Raw genomic sequence first — 22,045 nt, 5'->3', positions numbered from 1 at the left:
CTTGTTACTACTAATGGTTATTAAACAACCGGCCTAACGAATTTTGCGCATCGGCTTAAAAGATACGTTTATGCATTTTATACTGATGAGTAATAAGTATCTACTACCCTCAGGGCAAAGATCATTAAAATACATGTAGTTTGCAGACCGCAAAATTCTCAGCCGGGGACTGTTTTGATTCTCCAGTTTTTCTGGTCCTGTCTATACGGGATTTGTCACAAAAAATGAATATACACCCTTGGATCAAGCCAAAATGAACAACACAAACCGGAGGTCATAAATATGGACAGCTTTATCATTCCAAAAAGTACGTATGATTTTTTTTGTGCTTTGATGTACACTTTAGCTAAACTTGGCTATCTTCAGTATCAAAATTAACAGAGCATTTCCTAATTAATACCCATATGTCTGATACCGTTCAACAAGAAGATATTCAAACTGATCGTTTCCGTGATTTACTTAAAAAGATCGAAGAAAGAAATTACACCGTAGGCATTGTTGGGCTCGGCTACGTGGGTCTGCCCTTAATGTGGACCTTCCACAGTAGCAACATGCCGGTGTTGGGTTTTGATATTGATAAAGACAAAATAAAATGTATCGAAGAGGGAGAACCCTATATCAAGCATCTGGGTAAAGAAATGATGCAGAAACTTGCTGGAAGTAACAGATCTGATGCTACCACTGATTTTGACCGCATTTCTGAAGCGGATGCTTTGTTATTGTGCGTCCCAACTCCATTAGATCATCATCGAGAACCAGATATGCAGTATATAGAAAAGACCTGCCTGACTATTGGAGAACATTTGCGTGAAGGTCAGCTCGTTATTTTAGAATCAACAACCTATCCCGGTACTACCGAAGAATTGATAATTCCGATCCTGGAATCAAAATCCGGTTTAACGGCCGGCGAAGATTTTTACGTGGCATACAGTCCCGAGCGCGAAGATCCGGGGAATCCCAGTTTTAATACCTCTAAGATTCCCAAGGTAGTGGGCGGGCACAGTAAAGAAGCAATTGAATTAGCCTGTGCGTTGTATGATACATCAATTGTAGAAACAGTACCGGTATCGGATACTAAAACAGCCGAAGCGGTAAAAATTACCGAAAATGTATTTCGAGCTGTTAATATAGCCCTTGTCAACGAGTTAAAAGTAGTTTTTGCCGAGATGGATATTGATGTGCATGAAGTCTTAGATGCAGCAGATACTAAACCCTTCGGTTTTATGAAATTTGTACCGGGTCCGGGATTAGGGGGCCATTGTATTCCTATTGATCCCTTTTATTTGACGTGGAAAGCACGTGAATATGAAGAGCATACGCGCTTTATTGAGTTGGCCGGAGAGATTAATACCTCTATGCCCCAATATGTTGTTGACCAGACGCTCAAAGCATTAAATGCTCATAAAAAAGCCATGAATGGGAGCAATATTCTTGTTATAGGTTTGGCCTATAAGCCGGATGTAGACGACATGAGAGAGTCACCCACTTTTAAGATTATGGATTTGCTTAAAGAATATGGGGCAGATGTATCGTATTATGATTCCCACATTCCTAAAATAAAACCTACCAGAGAACATGACGAATGGACAGGAATGAAAAGTGTAGAATGGGATAAAGACACAATAAATAGTTTTGACTGCGTTGTAATATCGACCGATCATTCAGATATTGACTACCTAAAGCTGGCAGAATGGACCGACTGTATTATTGATTCTAGAAATGCCGTAAAGCCAAAATGGGCGAAGAATGAAGATCATATTTGGAAGGCGTGATTTAATGATTTACACTAGTTATTATTGATAAAAGCAGATAATTGTGATAAACCTATTAAACCATTAATTTGTTGTTGAAACAAGAGACGCTAAAGAAAATATTAGTATATGGAAAATACGTTACTGTTGTATGACTGGATGGCACTGGGAGTTGCTTTTTTACTTTCCTGCCTTACATCTTATTACGCTATACCAATTATTATAAGGGCAGCTAAAAAAAATCACTTTTTTGACCAGCCAGATCATAATAGAAAATTACATATTGAAGCCATTCCCACATTGGGGGGCGTTGCTATATTCTTTGCCTTTTTGTTGAGTTTTGCGATAAACCCATGGGCAAATATTATAGAAGGTTTTCCGTATATAGTTGCAGCACTTTTAATCCTGTTTTTTATTGGTTTAAAAGACGACTTGGTTGTTCTCTCTGCCAAAAAGAAACTCATTGCCCAAATTTCGGCTGCAGCCTTGGTCATATTTGGATCTGATATTCTTATATCTGATTTTCAGGGAGTATTGGGGCTAGCTGATATTCCGCACTGGGCCGCAGTTATTGTGACATTTGTTACAATCATTGGCGTTATTAATGCCGTTAATCTTATCGATGGTATTGATGGCCTGGCCGGTGGTGTTGGTGTTATATCTTCCTTTTTATTTGGGGGTGCCTTCTTCTATACCGGTCAATTATCAATGGCGGTCTTTTCACTTTGTTTGGCCGGGGCTTTGCTGGGTTTCCTTTATTATAACTTTAGTCCGGCTTCTATTTTTATGGGAGATACCGGATCAATGATTTTGGGCTTTTTATTGTCCATACAAGCCATTCAGTTTATAGGTTTAGGCAGCTATCCTGAGTTTTATTCTTTATTTGGTAACGCTGCCCCTATTTTAGCGGTATCTATTTTGGCTCTACCACTTTTTGATACGCTACGCGTTGTTTTTAAACGGCTTCGTAGAAAAAGTTCAATATTTGAGCCGGGCAAAGATCATATTCATCATGAACTGCTAAGAATGGGGCTGTCACATAAAAATGCATCGCTGTTATTGTATGCAGAAAGTATTGCGCTGGTGAGCCTCATGGCTACGCTTTCTTTATTTAATATCGGAGTTAATCTTTTATTGGGTATTCTGCTATTCAGCAGCATCGTAATATTACCCACAAATGGGTTTAAACGTCGGGTCTTAGCATCCCTCTTTGGATATAACTGGCAGGCGTATCGAAGACAAAAATGGGGTATTGAGTTTAATCACAATGAAACGACTCCTATAAATAATACTGCTACAAGTGAAGTAGCTTCTCAAAACGCATTTTCTGATACAAAAGAGCAAAGAGAAGAAGCAGACAGTATGGTAGTTTAGAATTTAGAGTGCAATTTCTGACTATATAATGATATATGAGGCATATCCGAAAGGATGTGCCTTTTTTGTTGTTAAGGGAGACAGATGTCTGTTGACAAATGACTGATGACCGCGGATTGGAGTAAAGGCAGAGAGAAAGTCCCCTCCCGGGAGGGGGATAGTTAATGTTATCTTGAACCTACGGTCTGCATTGATTCCCCAGTCAACCTCCGCCCGCCTGAGCGCAGCCCGCAGGGCATAGTCGAAGGCAAGGAGGCGGTTAGTTATACGCTCGCTCCACTTCCCCCTTTAAGTCCGCAACGGCCAGACGGAATATTCCCTCCTGGAACAGAACACCGGAAGGGGCGATCCCGAGAATTTAGGATTGGGGAGAGACACATGAAACTGTCAAAAAATGAAGTGTACCTTTTAGCTTATATTTGTTACTTTTCCATTCATTTAAAAAGCATTCAATTTTCACTACTTATTTGTCAGATGGTGAGTAAACAACAGCTACTTCGTACGGCAGCAGTATTTTTTTCTTTTTTATTTGTTCTTACAATTAGTGCCCTTTCGCAAGATTTAAGTTCTATTGATTTTAAGAATTTAAAGGCTGATGAGCTTTCAGACCAACAGATTCAGCAGTTATGGCAGCGAGCTCAAAACAAGGGATACTCGATTTCTGATATTGAAAGGATGGCTATTGCCCGTGGTGTTTCTCCGGTAGAAGTACAAAAATTGTCGCGGCGGTTGCGAGAGATACGTTCGCAGGGACCGTCCCAACAAGAAGGTATCCAACAAGAGGGTAACCCTACACTACGTTCTGTGGTTACTACAGATACCACAGAGTATTTAAAAAATGAGTTTGAAAAGTTCAGAAGAAAGAAAAGCCGAATATTTGGTGCTAATATTTTTCGGAGTGAAGAAATAAATTTTTCCCCATCATTAAATATTCCCACTCCTGAAAACTATCAGCTTGGTCCGGGTGACGAGTTGGTGATTGACATTTGGGGAGCTGCTGAACAAACATATCGGCTTACTGTTTCACCAGAAGGGACAATATCATTTGCAAACTTAGGCCCTATTTATGTAAATGGGTTGAGTATTAAAAGAGCTCGTGATCGTATTCGGAAGAAACTAAGTAAAATTTATTCGGGCTTGCAGGCAGATGGCGATCAGCCAACAGATACACAGGCACGTATTTCACTCGGTAATATCCGTAGTATCAAAGTTACTGTTATTGGAGAAGTACGTAACCCGGGAACATATACCTTGCCTTCGCTGGCAACAGCCTTTAATGCACTTTATTCTGCCGGCGGACCGGATTCATTGGGGACATTCCGAAATATTAAAATTATCAGGGGAGATAGTACCGCTGCAACACTCGATATTTATAACTTTTTAGTAGATGGTAATCAAAAAGGCAATATTCGCCTGCGGGACCAGGATATCATTAAGGTCCCTCCCTATGATAACCGTGTAGCAATAAGTGGAGAGGCAAAGAGAAAAGGATTATTTGAGCTAAAAGAGGGTGAGACAATTCAAGATTTATTAACTTTTGCAGGGGGATTTTCGAATCAAGCTTACACCAAGCGTATTAAAGTTTGGGGTAATACTAATACGCAAAAAAGGATTGATGATATATCATATCCGCAAGAAAGTGGTTTTAAGCTCCAGAATGGTGATAGCGTACGGGTAGCCAAAGTATTAAGTCGGTTTGAAAATAAAGTTGAGATTAACGGGGCCGTATTTCGCCCTGGATCCTATCAGCTTGCCGATTCTACCACCTTATATTCACTCATCCAGAGGGCAGAGGGCTTAAAAGAAGATGTATTTATGAATCGGGGACTTATTTTCCGTGAACAAGAGGATTTAACGACCGAAGCTATCCCATTTAGTTTGAAAAAACTGATGAACAATCCCGAGCAGCATGATATCCCACTACAGCGTAATGATGTTGTGCAAATATCATCTATTTTTGATCTGCGTGAAGATTATACAGTTAATATTGTGGGAGCAGTTCAGGATCCTGGAAGTTTTAGCTATGCCGAAGATATGTCACTTGAAGATATCATCTTGCAAGCTAATGGATTTAAAGAATCAGCAGCGCCGTACCGAGTAGAAGTATCGCGACGAATAACAGGTGGAGATTCAACATTTGTACCCCGGGAGACGGCTGAAATATTTAGGTTTCGCGTGAATGAGAATTTAGAGCTGGGTGATAAAGCAGCTAATTTCTCATTAAAACCCTTTGACAAGGTATATGTGCGAAATTCTCCTTCTTACTTTAAACAAGAAGAGGTTAAGGTTAAAGGAGAGGTTTTATTCCCGGGAACGTATACCTTAGATAAAAAGAGAACTCGTATATCAGATTTGATCCAGCGTGCCGGTGGTATTACGGACTATGCATATCCGCAGGGGGCAAACTTAACCCGAAAAACCGGTCAAAAAATAGATACCACGCTTATCAATATTCGTGATGGAGCTGAAAGTTCAGGAAAAAAAATTGAGCAAAAGAAGACTAAGGTAGGTATCAAACTGGAAAGAATACTCAACAATCCGGGTTCTGAGCAAGATCTAATTCTTAGAGAAGGAGATGTGTTAGAAATTCCAAGAGAACTGCAGACGGTACAGGTAGCAGGTGAAGTGTTATATCCCGTTGGTGTTCGGTACGAGAAAAAATTATCGATGAAAGATTATATACGTGCTGCCGGTGGTGCTTCCAATCTAGGAAAGCCAAAAGAAGCCTATATTGTTTATGCAAATGGCGAAGTGGATCGCACAAGGAGTTTCTTGTTTTTCAAAAATTATCCTGACGTACGTCCCGGTGCCACAATTTATGTTCCTGAAAAAGAGAATAAACAAAGACTTACCACACAGGAACGTGTAGGAATTCTTTCTACGATCGTTTCAATGGCTGCAATTGTAAGTAATACCATTTTCCAGATACGGAGCAATTAAAAACGGGCATCTATTTATCGCCCGGGGGTCTCTCAAAAGCTTTTGCTAGTCAATTGTAATATCCTTAGCTCACGTATCCCCAACGGTTTTGGTAATAATTTCACATGATAATATGCGTAACTGTTGTTCAGTAAACTTATAAAGCGACTCCCACCAAAGGACAACGAAAAATTTGTGTAGTCGTAGCCGAGTGGGGCTTAAACGGAGTACTTGTACGTAGCTTCTGGATACCCCCCCGCAGGCCCGCAAGAGGCATTTCCATTTTTTATTTCGAGCATTTATGCCAAACTGATATATTGCACGGAACCTAAATAAACAGAAGACTTTGTAAAACTTAGCTTCTCATCCTGTCCCGAAAACTTTCAGGATCAGGATCTTGGTTAAACGTCAAAAACTGCATGTGAGATTCTGAAACAAGTTCAGAATGACAAGATGAAGATAGTTTTGCAAAGCCCAATAAATAGGGGTATATGAAGTGGTTTAAACCAAAGGTTGGACAGTTTATCTTAAAGGTGCTGGGGATATACATTTGCTGGTATCTCATTTATGAATTTTGGCTGCTTCCTAAAGGTTCGTTGGACGCCTGGCTAACGACCAATATTGTCTCTATTTCTACCGGCATCCTTGAGATGTTTGACTATGAAGTATATGCTTCAGGCAGATTCTTTGGCATTGGTGAGTCACCGGGAATCTTTTTAGCCGACGGCAGCAGTGGTATTACTGCTCTGGGACTTTTTGTTGGATTTGTAATTGCCTATCCGGGCAAGTGGATACCACGAATAGCATTTATCATCATTGGGATTGGCGTTATCTACTTGGTAAATATTTTTCGCAGTGTGCTATTGGCAATAGCACAAGTGAGTTGGCCCGGCTTTTTTGATTTTATGCACAACTATTTTACTACAGCCACCTTTTATCTGGTGATTCTTGTCCTGGCGATAGTGTGGATAAACATTGGTGGAGAAGAGAAAAAAGCTGCCGATGAGACCGAGCTTTTCCCAACTGAGGTGTAGCAATATCCTAAAGTGGCCGTTTAGATTTCACAGTCCCAGAACAGCAGCCTTGTATTTTAATAAATAGAATTCCCCGATGCTTTGCGTCGGAGTCCAAAAAATATGTCATTCCGAACTTGATTCGGAATCTAAATAACAGAATTTCGGGTTTTGATCTTCAGGTCAAGATGGAACCAGCAAAATACTCCGCAGGCTTGCCTCGGAGATAGTTGGTTCCAAGAAATTCTTTATTTCTTTTGCGGTACCTTTTCCCTGAAGCAGGGATTATATTTGTGGATGCAAAAAGTACGTATTTAGCGCCGACATTTTTATTATTATCTACGGTCCCAGCAAACAAGATGTGATTTTCTCATGGATGCTCGAAACACTGTCAGAGAAATATTTTTGACTGCTCTCGAAGCTTGTTCACCGGTTCGGGCTGTAACCAATGCAATGTCGGTTGATCAAAATAGGCTTCAGGTTTGTGGTCGAACAATTAACCTTTCAGACCATCCCATATATCTTTTATCAGTGGGGAAAGCTGCAGTTCCAATGTATGGATCAGCAAGGAATATATTGCAGGATTACGTTTCAGGAAGCTTGGTGATTACTCCGGATTCTGTTGATACAAGTACATTTGCTGCTGATAATATACTATTAGCCTCTCATCCTTTGCCTGATCAAAATAGCTTGGAGGCAGGAGAATCAGCACTAAGTTTTGTGCGTTCTGTTCCTGAAAATGGTTTGTTGCTCGTATTACTCTCCGGCGGTACTTCCTCGTTGATGTGCCGGCCGCCCGATGGTATCGGAATTGGGGATCTTCGTCGGGCCTACGAACTGTTAAACCACTCAGGCATGGCCATTGAGGAGATAAATACTGTCCGCAAGCATTGCTCTGAGGTTAAAGGCGGACAGCTGCTACGTTATTTACATCCCGATGCAACGGTGGGGACCCTGGCTGTTTCTGATGTACCGCATGATGATATTTCAGTTATTGGCAGCGGACCTACGGCGGCGGCATTCTCAACTTTTGAGGATGCTTTTCAAATTCTCAAAAACTATAACCTGTGGAAAAAAATACCGTTGTCAGTACAGAAGCATATCAGCAAGGGGATGGACGGTGATATTGAAGAAGTACCGGCCGATAGTAATTCTTCCAATAGTTTTTCGTGTATCATAAGTTCAGCAAAAAAGCTGTCCCAAAAGATTGTTTCGTTGTCACAGTCCCGCGGGCTAGATGTGTACAAATCTTCACATCCTTTTAATGATGATGTTGAACAGGTTGCATCGGATATTGCAAAAAAGGTGCGGACTTATATCCAAAGTGAAAAGGGGTATAAAACAGTTGGCAAGCTATTTGTTTTTTATGGAGAAAGTACGGTTGAGGTTACAGGCGACGGTAAGGGGGGACGTAACCAAGAGTTGGCATTGCGTGGGGGCATGAAAATTGCCGATCTTAACAATGTGACATGGCTGAGTGCGGGCACTGACGGTATCGACGGCCCCACAGATGCGGCAGGTGCCATTGTGGACAGCAGTACAATTCCGAAAGCAGAACGTCAGGGTAACACCCCTCAGGAATATCTGGATCGTAACGATTCGTATCACTTTCATGAACAAATGAAAACGCATTTGAAAACAGGATCTACCGGTAATAATCTTATGGATGTGGTTCTGGTGTTGGTTGCGTATAATTAGTTACTGACTGAGTGATCAACGGAACACAATTTGGTATATCTTTGGGAGTTATTTATTCTCTGTCTGATTTTAAAGTAGCATAAATTTCCTGGTATTATGATTTGGCAAGATGGTCTGTATTTATGGTTTCTTTTGCTTATTCCGTTATTGATAGCAGCAAGCTGGTGGTATAATAAACAGCTTAATGAAAAACGCATTTCTTTCTTTGGCTCTGATCTTTTTGAACGGTTGCGGTCGGGATTCTGGCCATTGGGCAAAGGCATTAAACACATTGCAATCTATATTGGCATTGGATTGCTTATTATTGCGGCAGCGGGCCCGAAGCTGGGTACCGAGGTACGAGAGGTGAAGCGGCAGGGCGTGGACCTGCTTGTGGCGCTTGATCTTTCCGCCAGCATGAATGCCGAAGATGTAAAGCCAAGTCGGCTCGAAAAAGCAAAGTACGAAGTAACCAGGCTCATTGAACGGCTGGATGGAGACCGGGTGGGGCTGGTTGTATTTACCGGTGAAGCGTACTTACAAGCACCAATGACACTCGATTATTCGGCCCTTCGGCTGTTTTTGAATATTGCCGAGACTAAACAAATGCCTTCTTCATCTACTGATTTCAGTGCTGCCATGGAAACGGCTTCCGAAGCTTTTGGGTCTATAAAAGAGGATAAGGGGGGTAATGCTGCAAAGGTGATGCTGATTATTTCGGATGGAGAGAATCATGGTGAATCTTATAGCAGTGCCCTGCAGCAACTTCGGGATCAAAATGTTTCAATTTATACCTTGGGTATTGGTACCAGCAGTGGTTCCAGGATTCCCCTTTATGGTGATTCCGGTTCTCTGATGGGATATAAACGTAACGAAGATGGAGAGGTGGTGACTACGAAATTACAGCCCGATGTGCTTCGGTCAATTGCAGAGGAGGGGAATGGAGAGTATTATGAAATTCGCAGCGGTGGCTCGGGCATTGATTCGTTTTTAGGTCGGCTCGATGAGCTGCAGCAAGGAGAGTTTGCCAGTCAAGAGTACGCGGATTATAAAAATCAGTACCAGTGGCTGGCGGCAATTGGACTCCTTTTTATGCTATTCGGGATGGTGTTTCCTAAGTTTAAAATTCGTGATTAGGTGATTAAGTAATTTTGTTATGAGACCACATTATAAGTTGGATGCTTGGAAAAATGCAATGGATTTGGTCGATGAGATTTATAAAATAACCGATAATTTTCCTGGCGAAGAGAAGTTTGGACTCACATCACAGATGAGACGTTCAGCAATATCCGTACCTAGTAATGTGGCAGAAGGTGCCGCAAGAACGAGTCAAGCGGAATTTGCTCATCATATAAATATAGCCAAAGGATCGCTTAGCGAACTAGAAACACAGCTTATAATATCTAAACGGCAAAATTACATAGAAGACATATCTGATTTGGTAGAGCTTATTGCAAAGGTATCAAGCCAACTATCAGGATTATATCATCATGTCAAATCTAAGAATTGATAATAAAAGTTCTACTCTCACTTAATTACGTAATCACATAATCACTTCTTGCTTCAATGATAAAACTCTTCATTACCGATATCGACGGTTGCCTATCTATTCCTTTTGAGACGCCGGATTGGGAACTGCTTTCACAAATTCGACGACTTAATCAGCAGAGTATTCACGATATGGCCGTTCCGCCGTTAACGATTTGCTCCGGACGCCCCTTATCTTATGTTGAGGCTGTAGTCCAGTGGCTGGGTATTGATCGCCCAACGGTCTTTGAAAGTGCGGGAATATATACACTTGAAGATAATAACATACAGTTTCTACCGAGTTTTGATGAAAAGGCAGCCCAACAAGTAGCAGAAATTAAACATTGGATGAAGGAAAAGATTATGCCCTTGGATGATGGTCTTGTGCCCGAGTTTACTAAAAAGATGGATGCCGGTATTATTCATCTAGAAAAAAATGTGATTGATGATATCTATCCAACAATCAAAAAATATGTAGAAGCCGAATATCCACGATTTGAAGTCCATCAAACGGAGGTATCCATCAATGTGATACTAAAGAATAATACCAAGAAAAATGGTATTATGGCACTGTGCGATCAGATGGATATTGCCCCTTCGGAAGCGGCTTACATTGGAGACAGTAGCGGAGACATCTCCGGCTTAAAAATTGTCGGACGTGCTTTTGCTCCAAACAACGCTGCCGAAGAAGTAAAGGAACATGCTGAAGTGCTGGAGGAATCAGTCACCCGGGCACTCCTAAAGGCCTATCGAACCGTTATTCAAGACAATAGAAAGATGTTAGCAGATGCCGAGTAGTTTTTTCATAATATATCCCCTCTAAAAAGAGGAGTGGCTTAATTTGGGCGGAGGTCGGGGTGTGTCAGGAGTTAATCATTTTAAGAATTTGGGCAATCAATTAAGTGTCTCCTTTTTTTGTTCTTTTAGCAGCTTAAAATACTGCTCGACAAGCTGCTGGTAGTCATCGGTAAATTTCGTGTAGTCGGGATCGTTTAGCATCTTGCGAATGCGTTGCTGCAGCTCTTCGATGGTGAGGTCGGACGGAGTGCTTTTTCGCATCTCTTCGGCTGTTGTAGCCTCTCTGCGCTTTTCCTTACCGCGTTCCTGCACGGCCTTTTGTGCACTTAACATCCTTGATAAAATATTCTTCTGGCGCTGCATGAGCTGCCCGTTAAGCTGTCCGCCGCGCAGATCGTTAATAGCATCTTCCATCTTTTTAGACATACGCTCAAGCTCACTGAGTACGCGATCACCGGATTCCAGCTCTCCGTTCCGCTGTAATTCCTTTAGTTGTTTCCTGATTTTATTTTGCTGCTTCGCCATTTGATTCAGTCGCTCCATCTGGTCGCGGCTCAGCCGTTCACCCTGGATGTCATTTATCATTTGCTGGATTTGCTTGTTCAGCTTTTGCTGCTGCCCCGACATTTTTTTGATCTGTTCCATAAACTGTTGCATACTCATCATGCCGCCTCCACTGCCGCCTTGTTGATTTTGCAGCTGATCCAGCAGTGAAGCAACCATTGTTGCCAAGGTATTAATGCCTCCCAGTGACTGTCGCTGAGCAAAAGTCGAATTAGATTTATTACGTTCAGAGAGCATTGTAACTGCTCGATTTAGCTTATTATTGATCTCAACTTTCTTTTTGTTGATCTGGTTTGAAAAGCTTGGAATATCGGCCGAAAGCTGAAACAGTGAATCAGATATAGCAGCAAACTGCTGACGAATATTTTGTTCTTGCCGCGCCTTTTCAATAAATGCCTGTGAACGTGGCGGCAGGTTTTCAGTTTCTTTGGTTAACTCTTCTTGGTTGGTAGAGAGATTGAGCAGTGAGTATAAAACATATTCCAGTGCCCGCTTATTAATCTGTCTTTGTTGCTGATTCATTTTTTGCTTAGCACTTTCTATCTGTTGCGCCATCTGCTGCATTTGCTTTTGAATATTGCGTTGCTGTTGGCGCGTTTCAGGACTTGATTTAGGTGCTTGTTGTTGGTTTTGCAGCTGCTGCATATTTTCTTTGATATTCTCCCGGGTCTCATTCATCTGTTTCTCAGTGTTTTTTTGCAGCTTATTGATTTCTTTCCTGGCTTTTTTAGGAGCAACATTGTCCAGAGAGTCCAGCTTATTCTGCAGTTGGCTTAAGTCTTCAGAAACTGACTTTTGTTGTTCTAAATCATTTTTCGGGGATTGCTTTGATTGGCTTATTTCCTTTTCCTGTTCGGCCAATTTTTCCAGCGATTTAGCCATTTTATCCAGATCGCTGTTGAGTTTTAGCGCTTTAAACAATTCTTTGGTACGGTTGATACGCTCTTTGTAAAGCTGCTCATTAAATTCGTATTCTTCCAATGCCTTTCGCATCTGCTCGGGAGTCATTTGTCCCATATTTTTGCGCAGTTTTTCCAGCGCTTTCGACAGTTCGGGATCGTCAATATCTTTCATCAATTTCTGCAGTTCCTGATAACTCTTCATGGTCTCAGGTGACAGGGCATCATTTTTCTGGATCTCTTTTCGAATTTTTTCAAAGTTTTTATTGAGCTTTTCAACTTCTTTATTCAGCTTCTGTTTTTGTTTTTGTACATCTTCAAGCTGTTGTTTTTGCTTCCAGTTGGTCTCGGGATTTCGCTTGAGGTTTTCTTTAAACTGCTGATACTGATTTTGCATCTGATCAAAAGAGTCTGACACCTTATCCATAGACTCGGTGATGTCATCCTCTTTTGTTTCCAGCTCATCCATATATTCCGTAGTTGATGGAAAAGTGATGGTGAGCTTTTGTGATCGTCCTTTTTTATATCCATTGGTCGCATCATTATCAGTAACCGTTATCCAGAAGGTGATAACATCGCGTGGTTTGGGATCTAATGCCGGGATATTCCAGTCATAATGTTCTTCGCGATTCATTGCAGGTTTTCCCAGAGAAATAGAGCGGATTTGGGCTTTATCTGTAAATGCACGCTGCAGCCGGTAGTTGAGTGTAGCCGAAGTTAAGTCAAAATCATCGCCTGCCTCGTATAACAGTGAAATATTTTCAGGTGTCTTCATGCGAATATTCTGGCCCGGCTCAATGAGATTGACGAATGGATCCTGATCTTTTTTGGGCGTTATCACAAATCGGAATTTGTTGTCATTTGTAAGCCCGGCCTGGTCACTCATCCTAAAAGAAATAGTGTCTGTACTGGTGACCGTCCATGTATGTTGATAGGTGAGTGAATCAGCAGTAGTAAGTTTCTTTGTAGTATCTTCTGCCCCCGTTTGAAGCAAGTTAAGTTCTGCTATAGCTTTGTTCGTAGTGGCCGAAAGAATGATTTTTGAGCCTTTGTAGGCTTGTATTTTAGAAAAGGGATAGCGGTATGAGCTGGTATCCAGCCTGGTATAGGGAGGAGGTACAACCTTGGCTTGCAGCTCTTCGAAACGGGGACGAAGCTGTACTGAAATGTCGAATGTTTTGCTCTTAAATCCATCCATCGTAATATAATATTTCCCATCAGCTGAAATAGAGACAGGAGAAAAGCGAGCAGTCTTATTGTTGACAGAGTTAGCCTTACGCCGCCGAAACTCTTTTTCTATATCAGTCTTAAAAGCGAGGGAGATATTTTCGGGTATATCTCCCTGAAAGGTAATATTTGGTGTGATAGAGGAACCTTGTTCCAGCGTAATTGATCCCGGATCAATGGTAAATTGATAAGGATTGGGCGGCATATAGTTTGTCCCCGCATGGAGCATGCGATTGATCGTAGCCGGTTGCCATATTGCGAAGCTAATAAGCGTAATTACAATTACAGTTAAAGCTGCAGTTGCTTTTTGGAACCAGTTGTATATACGGTGATCGTTGATGAAATCTTTAAGCTTCGTATGGACTTCGTCAGTAGATAAATTGTCAAGATTCTGCCGGATTGCAGCATCGTGTAGAGGTGAGTGATCGGTAGTGTCATCATAATAAAGATCGAGGGCATTGCTGAGCCAAGGCAGGTTGTGATATTTCCCAAATTGATGATAAAAGGTCTCAAAGGAACGGTCTGGCAGATTGCTGTAAAGATAAAGGGATGAGGCTGTGGCAGATACAACCAAAAGCAGCCAGATTGATACTTTTATCCATGCAGGAAAGAAAAATACTGTTTCTGCAATGCTGCCGAGAAGCAGACCACCGAGGGAGATGATAAAAAAGAGAAACCCGACCAGCATCCGTTTTCTGCGTACTAACGACGTTAGGTGCTTTTGTATCACCGAGATGAGGTGCTGCATCCGCTCATATGTTTGCTCATCGACGTTCATCTGGATAAGTCTCGGAGTTTAGAGGGTTTTGTGGTTATTCTGCCTCTGGTATTTGGGGTCAGATTTTTTAAGCTGAGTATAAAGTCTGGATACTTCAGTATGATAAAGATTTTTGAGGTAGATAGTAACGAACAAACGATAATAAATCGTCGTGAGTTATATCTACTATCGGTTTATCATCCTCCTGATTCTTATAAAAGGCAAACGCACAGTGGATTTTGTGCAAGGGGGATGACCATTGCAAGTTCATATTATTAGAACCCCAATACAGGTTCTATTACAAGATAATGTCAACCTCTGGCAATGTTATCATTATATATCATTCAGCCGTAAGCGTTCATCAACAACATATTTACCATTTTCTTTGGATGCCGTAATGACTTCTTCCTCAGCGTCATGTTCGAGAAAGAGAAACCAATCGTTTTCTACAGCTTGATCTAAATACTGTTGCTTTTCATTCAGCGTTTTTACCGGATACATATCATATCCCATGACCCAGGGCAGTGGCAGGTGAATGTGGGTGGGAACGAGATCTGCCATAAAGACTATTGTTTTATCATCGGCTGTGATTCGGGGAAGCTGTTGGCTGATCGTATGTCCGTTGACCGGCAGGGCATCAAGCCCTTTTTCGTAGGTATGGTACTCATCAACAGTGTTGAGCTTATCCCAATTCGCAATGGGTTCAATATTATCAGGCAAAAAGCTGGCTTTTTCTCTGGCATTGGGGTTTTGAGCCGTTTCTAAATGCCGTTCGGTAACATGATAGGTTGCGTTTGGGAATTGATGCTGCAGGTTGTTGTCCTCATCGTAGTATGTGGTACCGCCGCAATGATCAAAATGAAGATGCGAAAAGATAACATCAGTAATATCTTCTGGGTCAAAACCGTGATGAGAAAGAGAAGACAGCAAATTGCTGTGCTCATGGTCAAGCTGATAAATATCTTCAAACTTATCGTTGAACTTTGTTCCTGATCCGTTATCAATCAGATAGGTACGTCCAGACTTGTTTGATTTAATCAACAAACAGCGCATGGCCATGGGGATGCGATTCTTGTCGTCAACGTCAATAGCGCGCGACCAGAGTGTCTTCGGAACTACCCCAAACATGGCGCCGCCGTCAAGACGAAAGCGACCAGTTTCAATACTGTAAAGGTCAAAATGTCCAAGAGAGATGTGCGATAGATTCATTGACAATCAAACATTTAATTGAAAAAATAGTTTGTTAATCAGCCGGGCGATTAATCAGAGCTTTTCCAGCAGGTTGTTGAGAAATACGCGGATCTCTTTGAGATCCTTTTTTACGCTAATGGGTACCGTCTCATTTTCCTGCTCATCTCCTTGGGCCAATACCTGTTGTGCACCTTCGGTACTGTACTTTTTGTCCTGGATGAGTTCTTTGAGTCTCAAAATGGTTTCAATATCTTCCTCTTTGTAAGTGCGGTTACCGGCTTTATTTTTTTGAGGATTCAATTCGTCAAACACTGTTTCCCAATAGCGTAACACATGGGCCTCTACCTCGGTAATATCGCTGACTTCGCCGATGGAGTAATAAAGTTTTTTCATAAGAGATCTAAAAATGTATCTTTATTGCTTATTATACATGATCTAGGTGATTATATCTAACTCTTTGTCATAAAATAATTAACAACCGATTGTCAGAAAAGAATAAATATACCTCCGACATTGAGCTGAGTATTGTTATTCCGCTGTATAACGAGGCTGAATCTCTAGCTGAGTTGACAGATAAAGTCCACGAGGCAATAGGGAATGAACATACCTTTGAGCTTATTTTTGTAGATGACGGATCCTCAGATAACTCGTGGGCAGTTGTCAAAGAATTGAACAGATCCAGGGAAAAGGTCTCGGGTATTCAGCTGCAGCGAAATTATGGCAAGAGTACAGCACTACAGGCCGGTTTTGAAAAGGCTGACGGACATTTTATTGCAACCATGGATGCCGATTTGCAGGACGACCCATTTGAGATCCCGGAAATGCTTCAGCAGGCTAAAGAGCAACAGCTTGATCTGGTCAGCGGCTGGAAAAAAGATCGTCATGATCCCATTTCAAAGACTGTGCCTTCCCGATTTTTTAATAAAGTAACTTCGCTGGTAACCGGCATTGATCTTAATGATTTTAACTGTGGAATTAAGTTATATCGTCGAGAAGTAGTAGAAAACATTTATCTGTATGGAGAACTGCACCGCTATATCCCTTTTCTTGCAAAATTAGAAGGATATGACCGGATCGGGGAAAAAGTCGTTGAACATCATCCTCGTAAATATGGAGAGACTAAGTTTGGGCTATCACGGTTTATGCACGGATTTTTAGACCTGCTTTCTCTGTTTTTTGTGAATCGTTATCTGCAGCGTCCCATGCACTTTTTTGGTACGCTGGGATTTTTGTTCCTGATCCTCGGAGGTGGCATTAATTTATATCTGACAATTGATAAAATTTTCTATGGCCAACCGCTTGGGGATCGTCCACTGCTACTATTGGGGGTAATGCTGATGGTACTGGGAGCACAGATATTTTCTATTGGATTTTTGGGAGAGCTCATACAAAAGCGGAACGAAAAGCAGCAGAAACCTAATATCAAAGAGCGTGTTTGATGATGAAGTTAAAATCTTGGTATTATTTTTTATCTCGTTTTGGTGCCCTGCTACACAACGAGTTTCAATTGTATTTTTGAACCTTGACAATATCTATTAATGAGTCGTATTGCTTACGACCCGGTTAAAGACCGGTTTGCAAATTTTATTCGCCGATTTCGATTTTTACGTACCCTTTTTTATATGCTGCTGGATCTTTTTTTTCTACGCAGCTGGTATATACGTGCGGTGCTTCGCCGTTTTGGTTCCAAGCTTGATGCAGAGGGGCCATGGAAGTTGTTAGATGCGGGATCGGGATTTGGGCAGTACGACCGCTTTATACTGCAACAGTTTGAGAATGTGACGGTGAAAGCAGTTGATGTTAAAGCCGATTACCTGGAGGATTCACGCGCCTATTTTGAAAAAGAAATTAAGGCCGGTCGTATTACTTTTGAACAGGTTGATTTACGTAAGTTAAAATATGATCGGGAATTTGACTTTATTATCTGCATTGATGTACTGGAGCATATCGAAGAAGATGTAAAGGTAATGAAGAATATGCAGCAATCGTTACAAGAGGATGGCTTTTTTCTGATGCATTCTCCCTCGATATATTCAGAAGAGGATGCGGGGGATGATGATTCTTTTGTGGATGAGCATGCGCGGGTAGGATATTCAAAAAAAGACCTTCGGCAGAAGCTATTGTCTGCCGGCTTAAAACCTGTGCATATTGCATTTACTTATGGCGAAAACGGTCATATCGCATGGGAAATCCTTATCAAATATCCCATGTTGTGGCTTAACAGTATAGGTATGTGGGCACTTCCGATTCTAATGGTTTATTATTTGCTAATGCTTCCTATAGGTCTTGTACTTATGTGGCTCGATCTAAATGAACCGAATACAAGCGGAACAGGTATTTATGCATTAGGTCAAAAAAAATAAACTGGAGAAACGACTTTTAGCTGCTTTCTTCTTCGGACTCTTCCAGAATTGTGTTGACTTTTGAGCTTTGATCTCCCATCATCACCAACAGAGGCACTTTCGAATAGAAAGACATTTCTTTGGAAAGACTACGGTTTGTCAGTTTTTCCCAGAACGACTTTTTGTACCGTACCATTACCAATAGTGAATCCGCCCGATCTGGTAAAAACTGGCTGATTGTTGGGAAGAAATCCAGTTCAAACTCGTGATGAAAAGAAATCTTGTCATAGTTGATATATTCATTTACAAGGTCTCGGAAGCCACGGAATTTAATTTCTGATTCCATGCTTTTCTGATCACTCACATGTAGTACCTCAACGGAAGAATCAAAGTGCTTTGCAAGATCGATGGAGTCGGATAGTGCCGTTAAATCTCCTTCCTTATAATCACTGGTGAAAATCATATTCTTAAAATTATCTAGGCTGCTGGCGATCGGAATGGCTAACACAGGAACAGGTGATTTTTGAATAACGCTAGAGGCCACACTTCCTAAAATAGCGTTACGATCACCTGTCACGCCTTTTGTGCCCATTACAATAAGATCTGTAGAGCGTTCCTTGACCTGGTTAAGTAATGCCGTTACGGTCTGTCCATCCTGTACAATCGTTGAAATTTCTAAACTACTGTATCGATCTTCTTCAAGGCTATTTAAGAGTTTGTCAAAGTTTTTGGAGCTATCATCAATAACCTGATCACGGGTCTTTTCAAAATCAGGAGTTATATCCATTGCCTCCTGGCTGGCATGGAATAGCGTCAGTTTAGCACCAGTTTTAAGTGCAATTTCTGCAGCAAATGGCAATGCTTGTTCAGCATTTTTAGAAAAGTCTGTAGGAAAGAAAATACGATCAATTGAAAAAGCCATATCTGTGTAATCGTTTATAAATTTCTGTTCTTATAAGATGCAAGCCCAATAGTATTTGTGGATAAGCACCCGTCTCAACAGGGGAAGATAATAAATTTAAGTAATTGTTTTATTACAGCTAAATAATATTTACACGATTTTGGAAGAAAGTTAGTGGCACCCAAAAAGATAATAAAGATTTAAGATTCTTTAATACTTTATTTGTAAAAATGCATACTTCAAATTAAGTTGAAGTATTACCATTACAATTAAAGTGTAAGTAACCACTATCCATTATGGCTGCCCAACCTCATATACTTGTTTTAGGATGTAATTTTGCAGGATTAACAACAGCACGTTATATACGTGAATATGCTGGTGACGAAGTTAAGATCACTTGCATGGATCGCAAACCTTATCTTGCGTTTATTCCAAATATTCCCATTGAAGTTTGGAATAATAACAATCCGGAGCGCTCACTACATTTACCCTTTATCAAATTTCTGGATCGCGACAATATCGATTTTATTCAGGGTGAGGTGCAGGGAATAGATGTGGAAACCAAATCTGTTGACTTTAAACCGGTAGAACGATCCGGGTCTGCAACAGAAGAAATTGATTATGATTATCTGGTTATTGCTTTGGGCAACAAGCTGGCATTTGATGACATAGAAGGGTTCGGCAAGTATGGGCATACGTTCACTGATACGTATTATGGTGATAAAGTACGTCGTTACTTACATGATGGTAGCTATAAGGGAGGGCCTATTGTTATTGGATCCGATTACTTTCAACAGGGAAAGAGTGATAAACTCCCCGACATTCCCACAGCCGAAGCAGCCTGCGAAGGTCCTCCGGTAGAAATTTCCTTTTCGATGGCGGAATGGCTCCAAAAAAGAGGATTAGGGGGACCGGAAAACATCACGTTATTTACACCTGCTGAGGTTATTGCAGAAGATGCTGGTGAGCAAATTTTAGATCAGCTGCTGCCGATGTTTGACGAGATGGGATATGGCTATCAGGCCAATACCAAGGGTATAAAACGTTTATATGAGGATGGTATTGAGTTTGAAGACGGCAGTAGTCTCGAAGCAGAAATGAAAATTATTTTTCCAAACTGGGAGGCCCATGACTTTTTGAAAAAGCTACCAATCAGCGATGATCAAGGATTTATTATAACTGATCTTCACATGAGAAATCCGGATTATCCTGAAGTATTTGCTGTGGGTGATGCTGCTTCGATAACAGTTCCCAAAATTGGGTCTTTAGGGCACATGGAGGCAGAAGTACTGGCCAAAGTGCTGGGACAAGAGATTGGCGGTTATGATCCGGATGAAAAGATTGACCCCCTAGAGTTTGAGCTCGTTTGTATGGGAGATATGGGAGACCATAAAGGTTTCTATATGCATACTGATGAATGGTGGGGTGGAGATACAAGTATATTAAAGATGGGGTATACCCCTCATATGTTAAAGATGGGATTCAAGTCAATGTACTATACCACAGGCGGGAAAATTCCTTCATGGGGATTACCAATGTCAGAGTTTATAGCTGACCGAACCATGATTTAAATTCTCACATCCCCGTTAGTAAATAAGTAAAATATCTTTTCAAAAGTTTAACAGGGAGCTGAGAATTGGCATTATTACCGCAGGCAGGATTACCTATGCGATTGCCCGTCGTTTTAAATACCGAAGGGATACGAATGAGATTACGGGTTGAAAAACTTTTGCTGTTTGATAAGCTGCCCGAAAAATAGCGAAGTAAGGAAATTGTTAAGCTACCTATAGCACCGGTAAGAGACTTATGATTCCGGTAATGCAAATGATTGTAATGAGCCATATTAATTGCTTGCTCTTTTCAAAGCCGGCCCAGAAAATGAACAACCCGGCTTTAACCAAGGTGTTGGTAATAACCGCAATTACAATTCCAAGAGTTGCTACACTTGAATCGGTTCCCTCTTGAGCCATGCGTGAAAGCGAAAGCGTAATGGCATCAACATCCATTAGTCCCGAAAACAGTGATAACAGATAAATACCCTGATCCCCATACCATTGTTCCATGGCGGTGGCTAGCAGTAAAATAACCCCAAGCAGTAGCCCAAACTGTAAAGCGGTAATAAATTGTAGCGGATTTTTTAATTCAATAGGCGGTTGATCGTCTTCCAGCTGAAGATGTTTTTGCCAAAGCCAGAATCCGCTTCCCAATGTTAGTATCGACATGGTAGTCAGTGGAATCCAAAGGGGATAAAGCAGAGTACTGTTTACAATTGCAACCTCAATGCCGACGCGTACAAACATAATTGCAGAGGCTACAAGAACACCTCCAATAAAGATTCCACTGACAATCTTTTTTTGTTGTCGAGCAAATTGTGCAAGACTCAAAGTAACAGCTGTGGATGAAGCCAAGCCTCCCGTTATAGCTGTTAGCATGGTTCCTTTATCTTCCCCCAGATATTTTATAAGGGTGTACCCGATAAAAGATAGTCCGGAGATGAGTACAACCATCCACCAGATCCAGTGAGGGTTAATGGCTTCCCAAGGGCCATAGCCTTTATTAGGCAACAGGGGTAAAAGAATAACGGTGATAATCAATAGCTTTATGCCGGCATATATTTCCTTGACTTCAATTTTGTGTAACCAGTTATGCAACGTTGGCTTGAGGCTTAATAGTGAGATAACCACAACGGTAGTGCCAAGCGCATAAGCATGGTATCCGAAAGCAGCCCAAGAGCTCAAAGTGAAAGTAAGTAGGAGGGCAATTTCGGTGGTAATACCTAAGTCCTTTTCTTCTTCAACTTTGGCCTCTATTATATAAGATGTGATCACAAGAGCTGCTAAAGCAAGGAATGCGACGGCAAGAATCCATTCATTGATGAATTGACTTACTTCCGTCCAGACCCCTCCAAACAGACCGACAAGGCTAAAAGTACGGATTCCTGCCACGCGGTCTCCTTCGTCTTCGAGCCGTCCATTCCATCCGCGTTCAATACCGATTAGCAGACCGATACCAAGCGCAGAAAGGAGGTTCCAAATTACCGTTAGATCAAGGTCCATAAGCAGATAAAATTTACTTTACATCAGTAATCTATGATTATAAGGGGAC

At 41.3% G+C, this 22,045-nt stretch carries 16 protein-coding genes; 11 read left to right on the top strand and 5 right to left on the bottom strand.

Annotated features, from left to right (window positions below):
• Positions 1-404: 404 nt before the first annotated feature.
• The 8 genes from LX73_RS04560 (at position 405) to LX73_RS04525 (ending at position 11,059) form a co-directional block, all read left to right on the top strand.
• Complete coding sequence (locus LX73_RS04560) at positions 405-1,772, top strand: nucleotide sugar dehydrogenase (RefSeq protein ID WP_148898275.1); 1,368 nt, start codon at positions 405-407, stop codon at positions 1,770-1,772.
• Positions 1,773-1,880: 108 nt separating this feature from the next.
• A complete protein-coding gene (locus tag LX73_RS04555) occupies positions 1,881-3,125 on the top strand; it encodes an MraY family glycosyltransferase (RefSeq protein ID WP_148898274.1) in 1,245 nt (414 codons plus the stop codon).
• A gap of 474 nt (positions 3,126-3,599) precedes the next feature.
• Positions 3,600-6,065, top strand: coding sequence for an SLBB domain-containing protein (locus LX73_RS04550; RefSeq protein ID WP_148898273.1), 2,466 nt, complete (start codon positions 3,600-3,602; stop codon positions 6,063-6,065).
• A gap of 470 nt (positions 6,066-6,535) precedes the next feature.
• Positions 6,536-7,078, top strand: a complete 543-nt coding sequence (locus LX73_RS04545) for an archaeosortase/exosortase family protein (protein ID WP_148898272.1) — start codon at positions 6,536-6,538, stop codon at positions 7,076-7,078.
• Positions 7,079-7,429: 351 nt separating this feature from the next.
• Positions 7,430-8,755: a glycerate kinase type-2 family protein gene (locus LX73_RS04540; protein WP_148898271.1), complete on the top strand. Its 1,326-nt coding sequence runs from the start codon at positions 7,430-7,432 to the stop codon at positions 8,753-8,755.
• Between the two features lie 96 nt (positions 8,756-8,851).
• A complete protein-coding gene (locus LX73_RS04535; protein WP_148898270.1) occupies positions 8,852-9,871 on the top strand; it encodes a vWA domain-containing protein in 1,020 nt (339 codons plus the stop codon).
• 19 nt (positions 9,872-9,890) lie between these two features.
• Positions 9,891-10,244 (top strand): four helix bundle protein, encoded by a 354-nt coding sequence (locus LX73_RS04530; RefSeq protein ID WP_148898269.1) that lies wholly within the window; start codon positions 9,891-9,893, stop codon positions 10,242-10,244.
• A 56-nt stretch (positions 10,245-10,300) separates the two neighbouring features.
• Complete coding sequence (locus LX73_RS04525; protein ID WP_148898268.1) at positions 10,301-11,059, top strand: HAD hydrolase family protein; 759 nt, start codon at positions 10,301-10,303, stop codon at positions 11,057-11,059.
• A gap of 96 nt (positions 11,060-11,155) precedes the next feature.
• Here LX73_RS04525 and LX73_RS04520 read toward each other — a convergent pair whose 3' ends face one another.
• From LX73_RS04520 to LX73_RS04510, 3 genes are all read right to left on the bottom strand, one after another.
• Complete coding sequence (locus LX73_RS04520; RefSeq protein ID WP_148898267.1) at positions 11,156-14,527, bottom strand: DUF4175 family protein; 3,372 nt, start codon at positions 14,525-14,527, stop codon at positions 11,156-11,158.
• 312 nt (positions 14,528-14,839) lie between these two features.
• The gene (locus tag LX73_RS04515; protein ID WP_148898266.1) at positions 14,840-15,715 is read right to left on the bottom strand and encodes an MBL fold metallo-hydrolase; all 876 of its coding nucleotides are present in this window, start codon (positions 15,713-15,715) and stop codon (positions 14,840-14,842) included.
• 54 nt (positions 15,716-15,769) lie between these two features.
• Positions 15,770-16,090 carry a MerR family transcriptional regulator gene (locus LX73_RS04510; RefSeq protein WP_148898265.1) on the bottom strand — a complete coding sequence of 107 codons (321 nt, stop codon included), beginning with the start codon at positions 16,088-16,090 and terminating at the stop codon, positions 15,770-15,772.
• An 89-nt stretch (positions 16,091-16,179) separates the two neighbouring features.
• Between LX73_RS04510 and LX73_RS04505 the strand changes: the two genes are divergently transcribed.
• Positions 16,180-17,136 (top strand): glycosyltransferase family 2 protein, encoded by a 957-nt coding sequence (locus tag LX73_RS04505; protein ID WP_211359356.1) that lies wholly within the window; start codon positions 16,180-16,182, stop codon positions 17,134-17,136.
• A 99-nt stretch (positions 17,137-17,235) separates the two neighbouring features.
• Positions 17,236-18,060: an SAM-dependent methyltransferase gene (locus LX73_RS04500; RefSeq protein ID WP_148898264.1), complete on the top strand. Its 825-nt coding sequence runs from the start codon at positions 17,236-17,238 to the stop codon at positions 18,058-18,060.
• Positions 18,061-18,076: 16 nt separating this feature from the next.
• Here the strand turns inward: LX73_RS04500 and LX73_RS04495 are convergent, their stop codons facing one another.
• Positions 18,077-18,961, bottom strand: coding sequence for a universal stress protein (locus LX73_RS04495; protein ID WP_148898263.1), 885 nt, complete (start codon positions 18,959-18,961; stop codon positions 18,077-18,079).
• A 275-nt stretch (positions 18,962-19,236) separates the two neighbouring features.
• Here LX73_RS04495 and LX73_RS04490 point away from each other — a divergent pair, with 275 nt between their 5' ends.
• Entirely contained in the window at positions 19,237-20,511 is a 1,275-nt protein-coding gene (locus LX73_RS04490; protein WP_148898262.1) for an NAD(P)/FAD-dependent oxidoreductase, read from the top strand.
• Between the two features lie 213 nt (positions 20,512-20,724).
• On the opposite strand, the gene LX73_RS04485 is transcribed toward LX73_RS04490, so the two are convergent.
• A complete protein-coding gene (locus LX73_RS04485) occupies positions 20,725-21,996 on the bottom strand; it encodes an MgtC/SapB family protein (protein WP_148898261.1) in 1,272 nt (423 codons plus the stop codon).
• Positions 21,997-22,045: the final 49 nt, after the last annotated feature.

Source organism: Fodinibius salinus (assembly GCF_008124865.1).
Classification (GTDB): Bacteria; Bacteroidota; Rhodothermia; order Balneolales; family Balneolaceae; genus Fodinibius; species Fodinibius salinus.
Note: the sequence above shows the minus strand (reverse complement) of the source record. Positions and strands in the feature narration are given on the sequence as shown.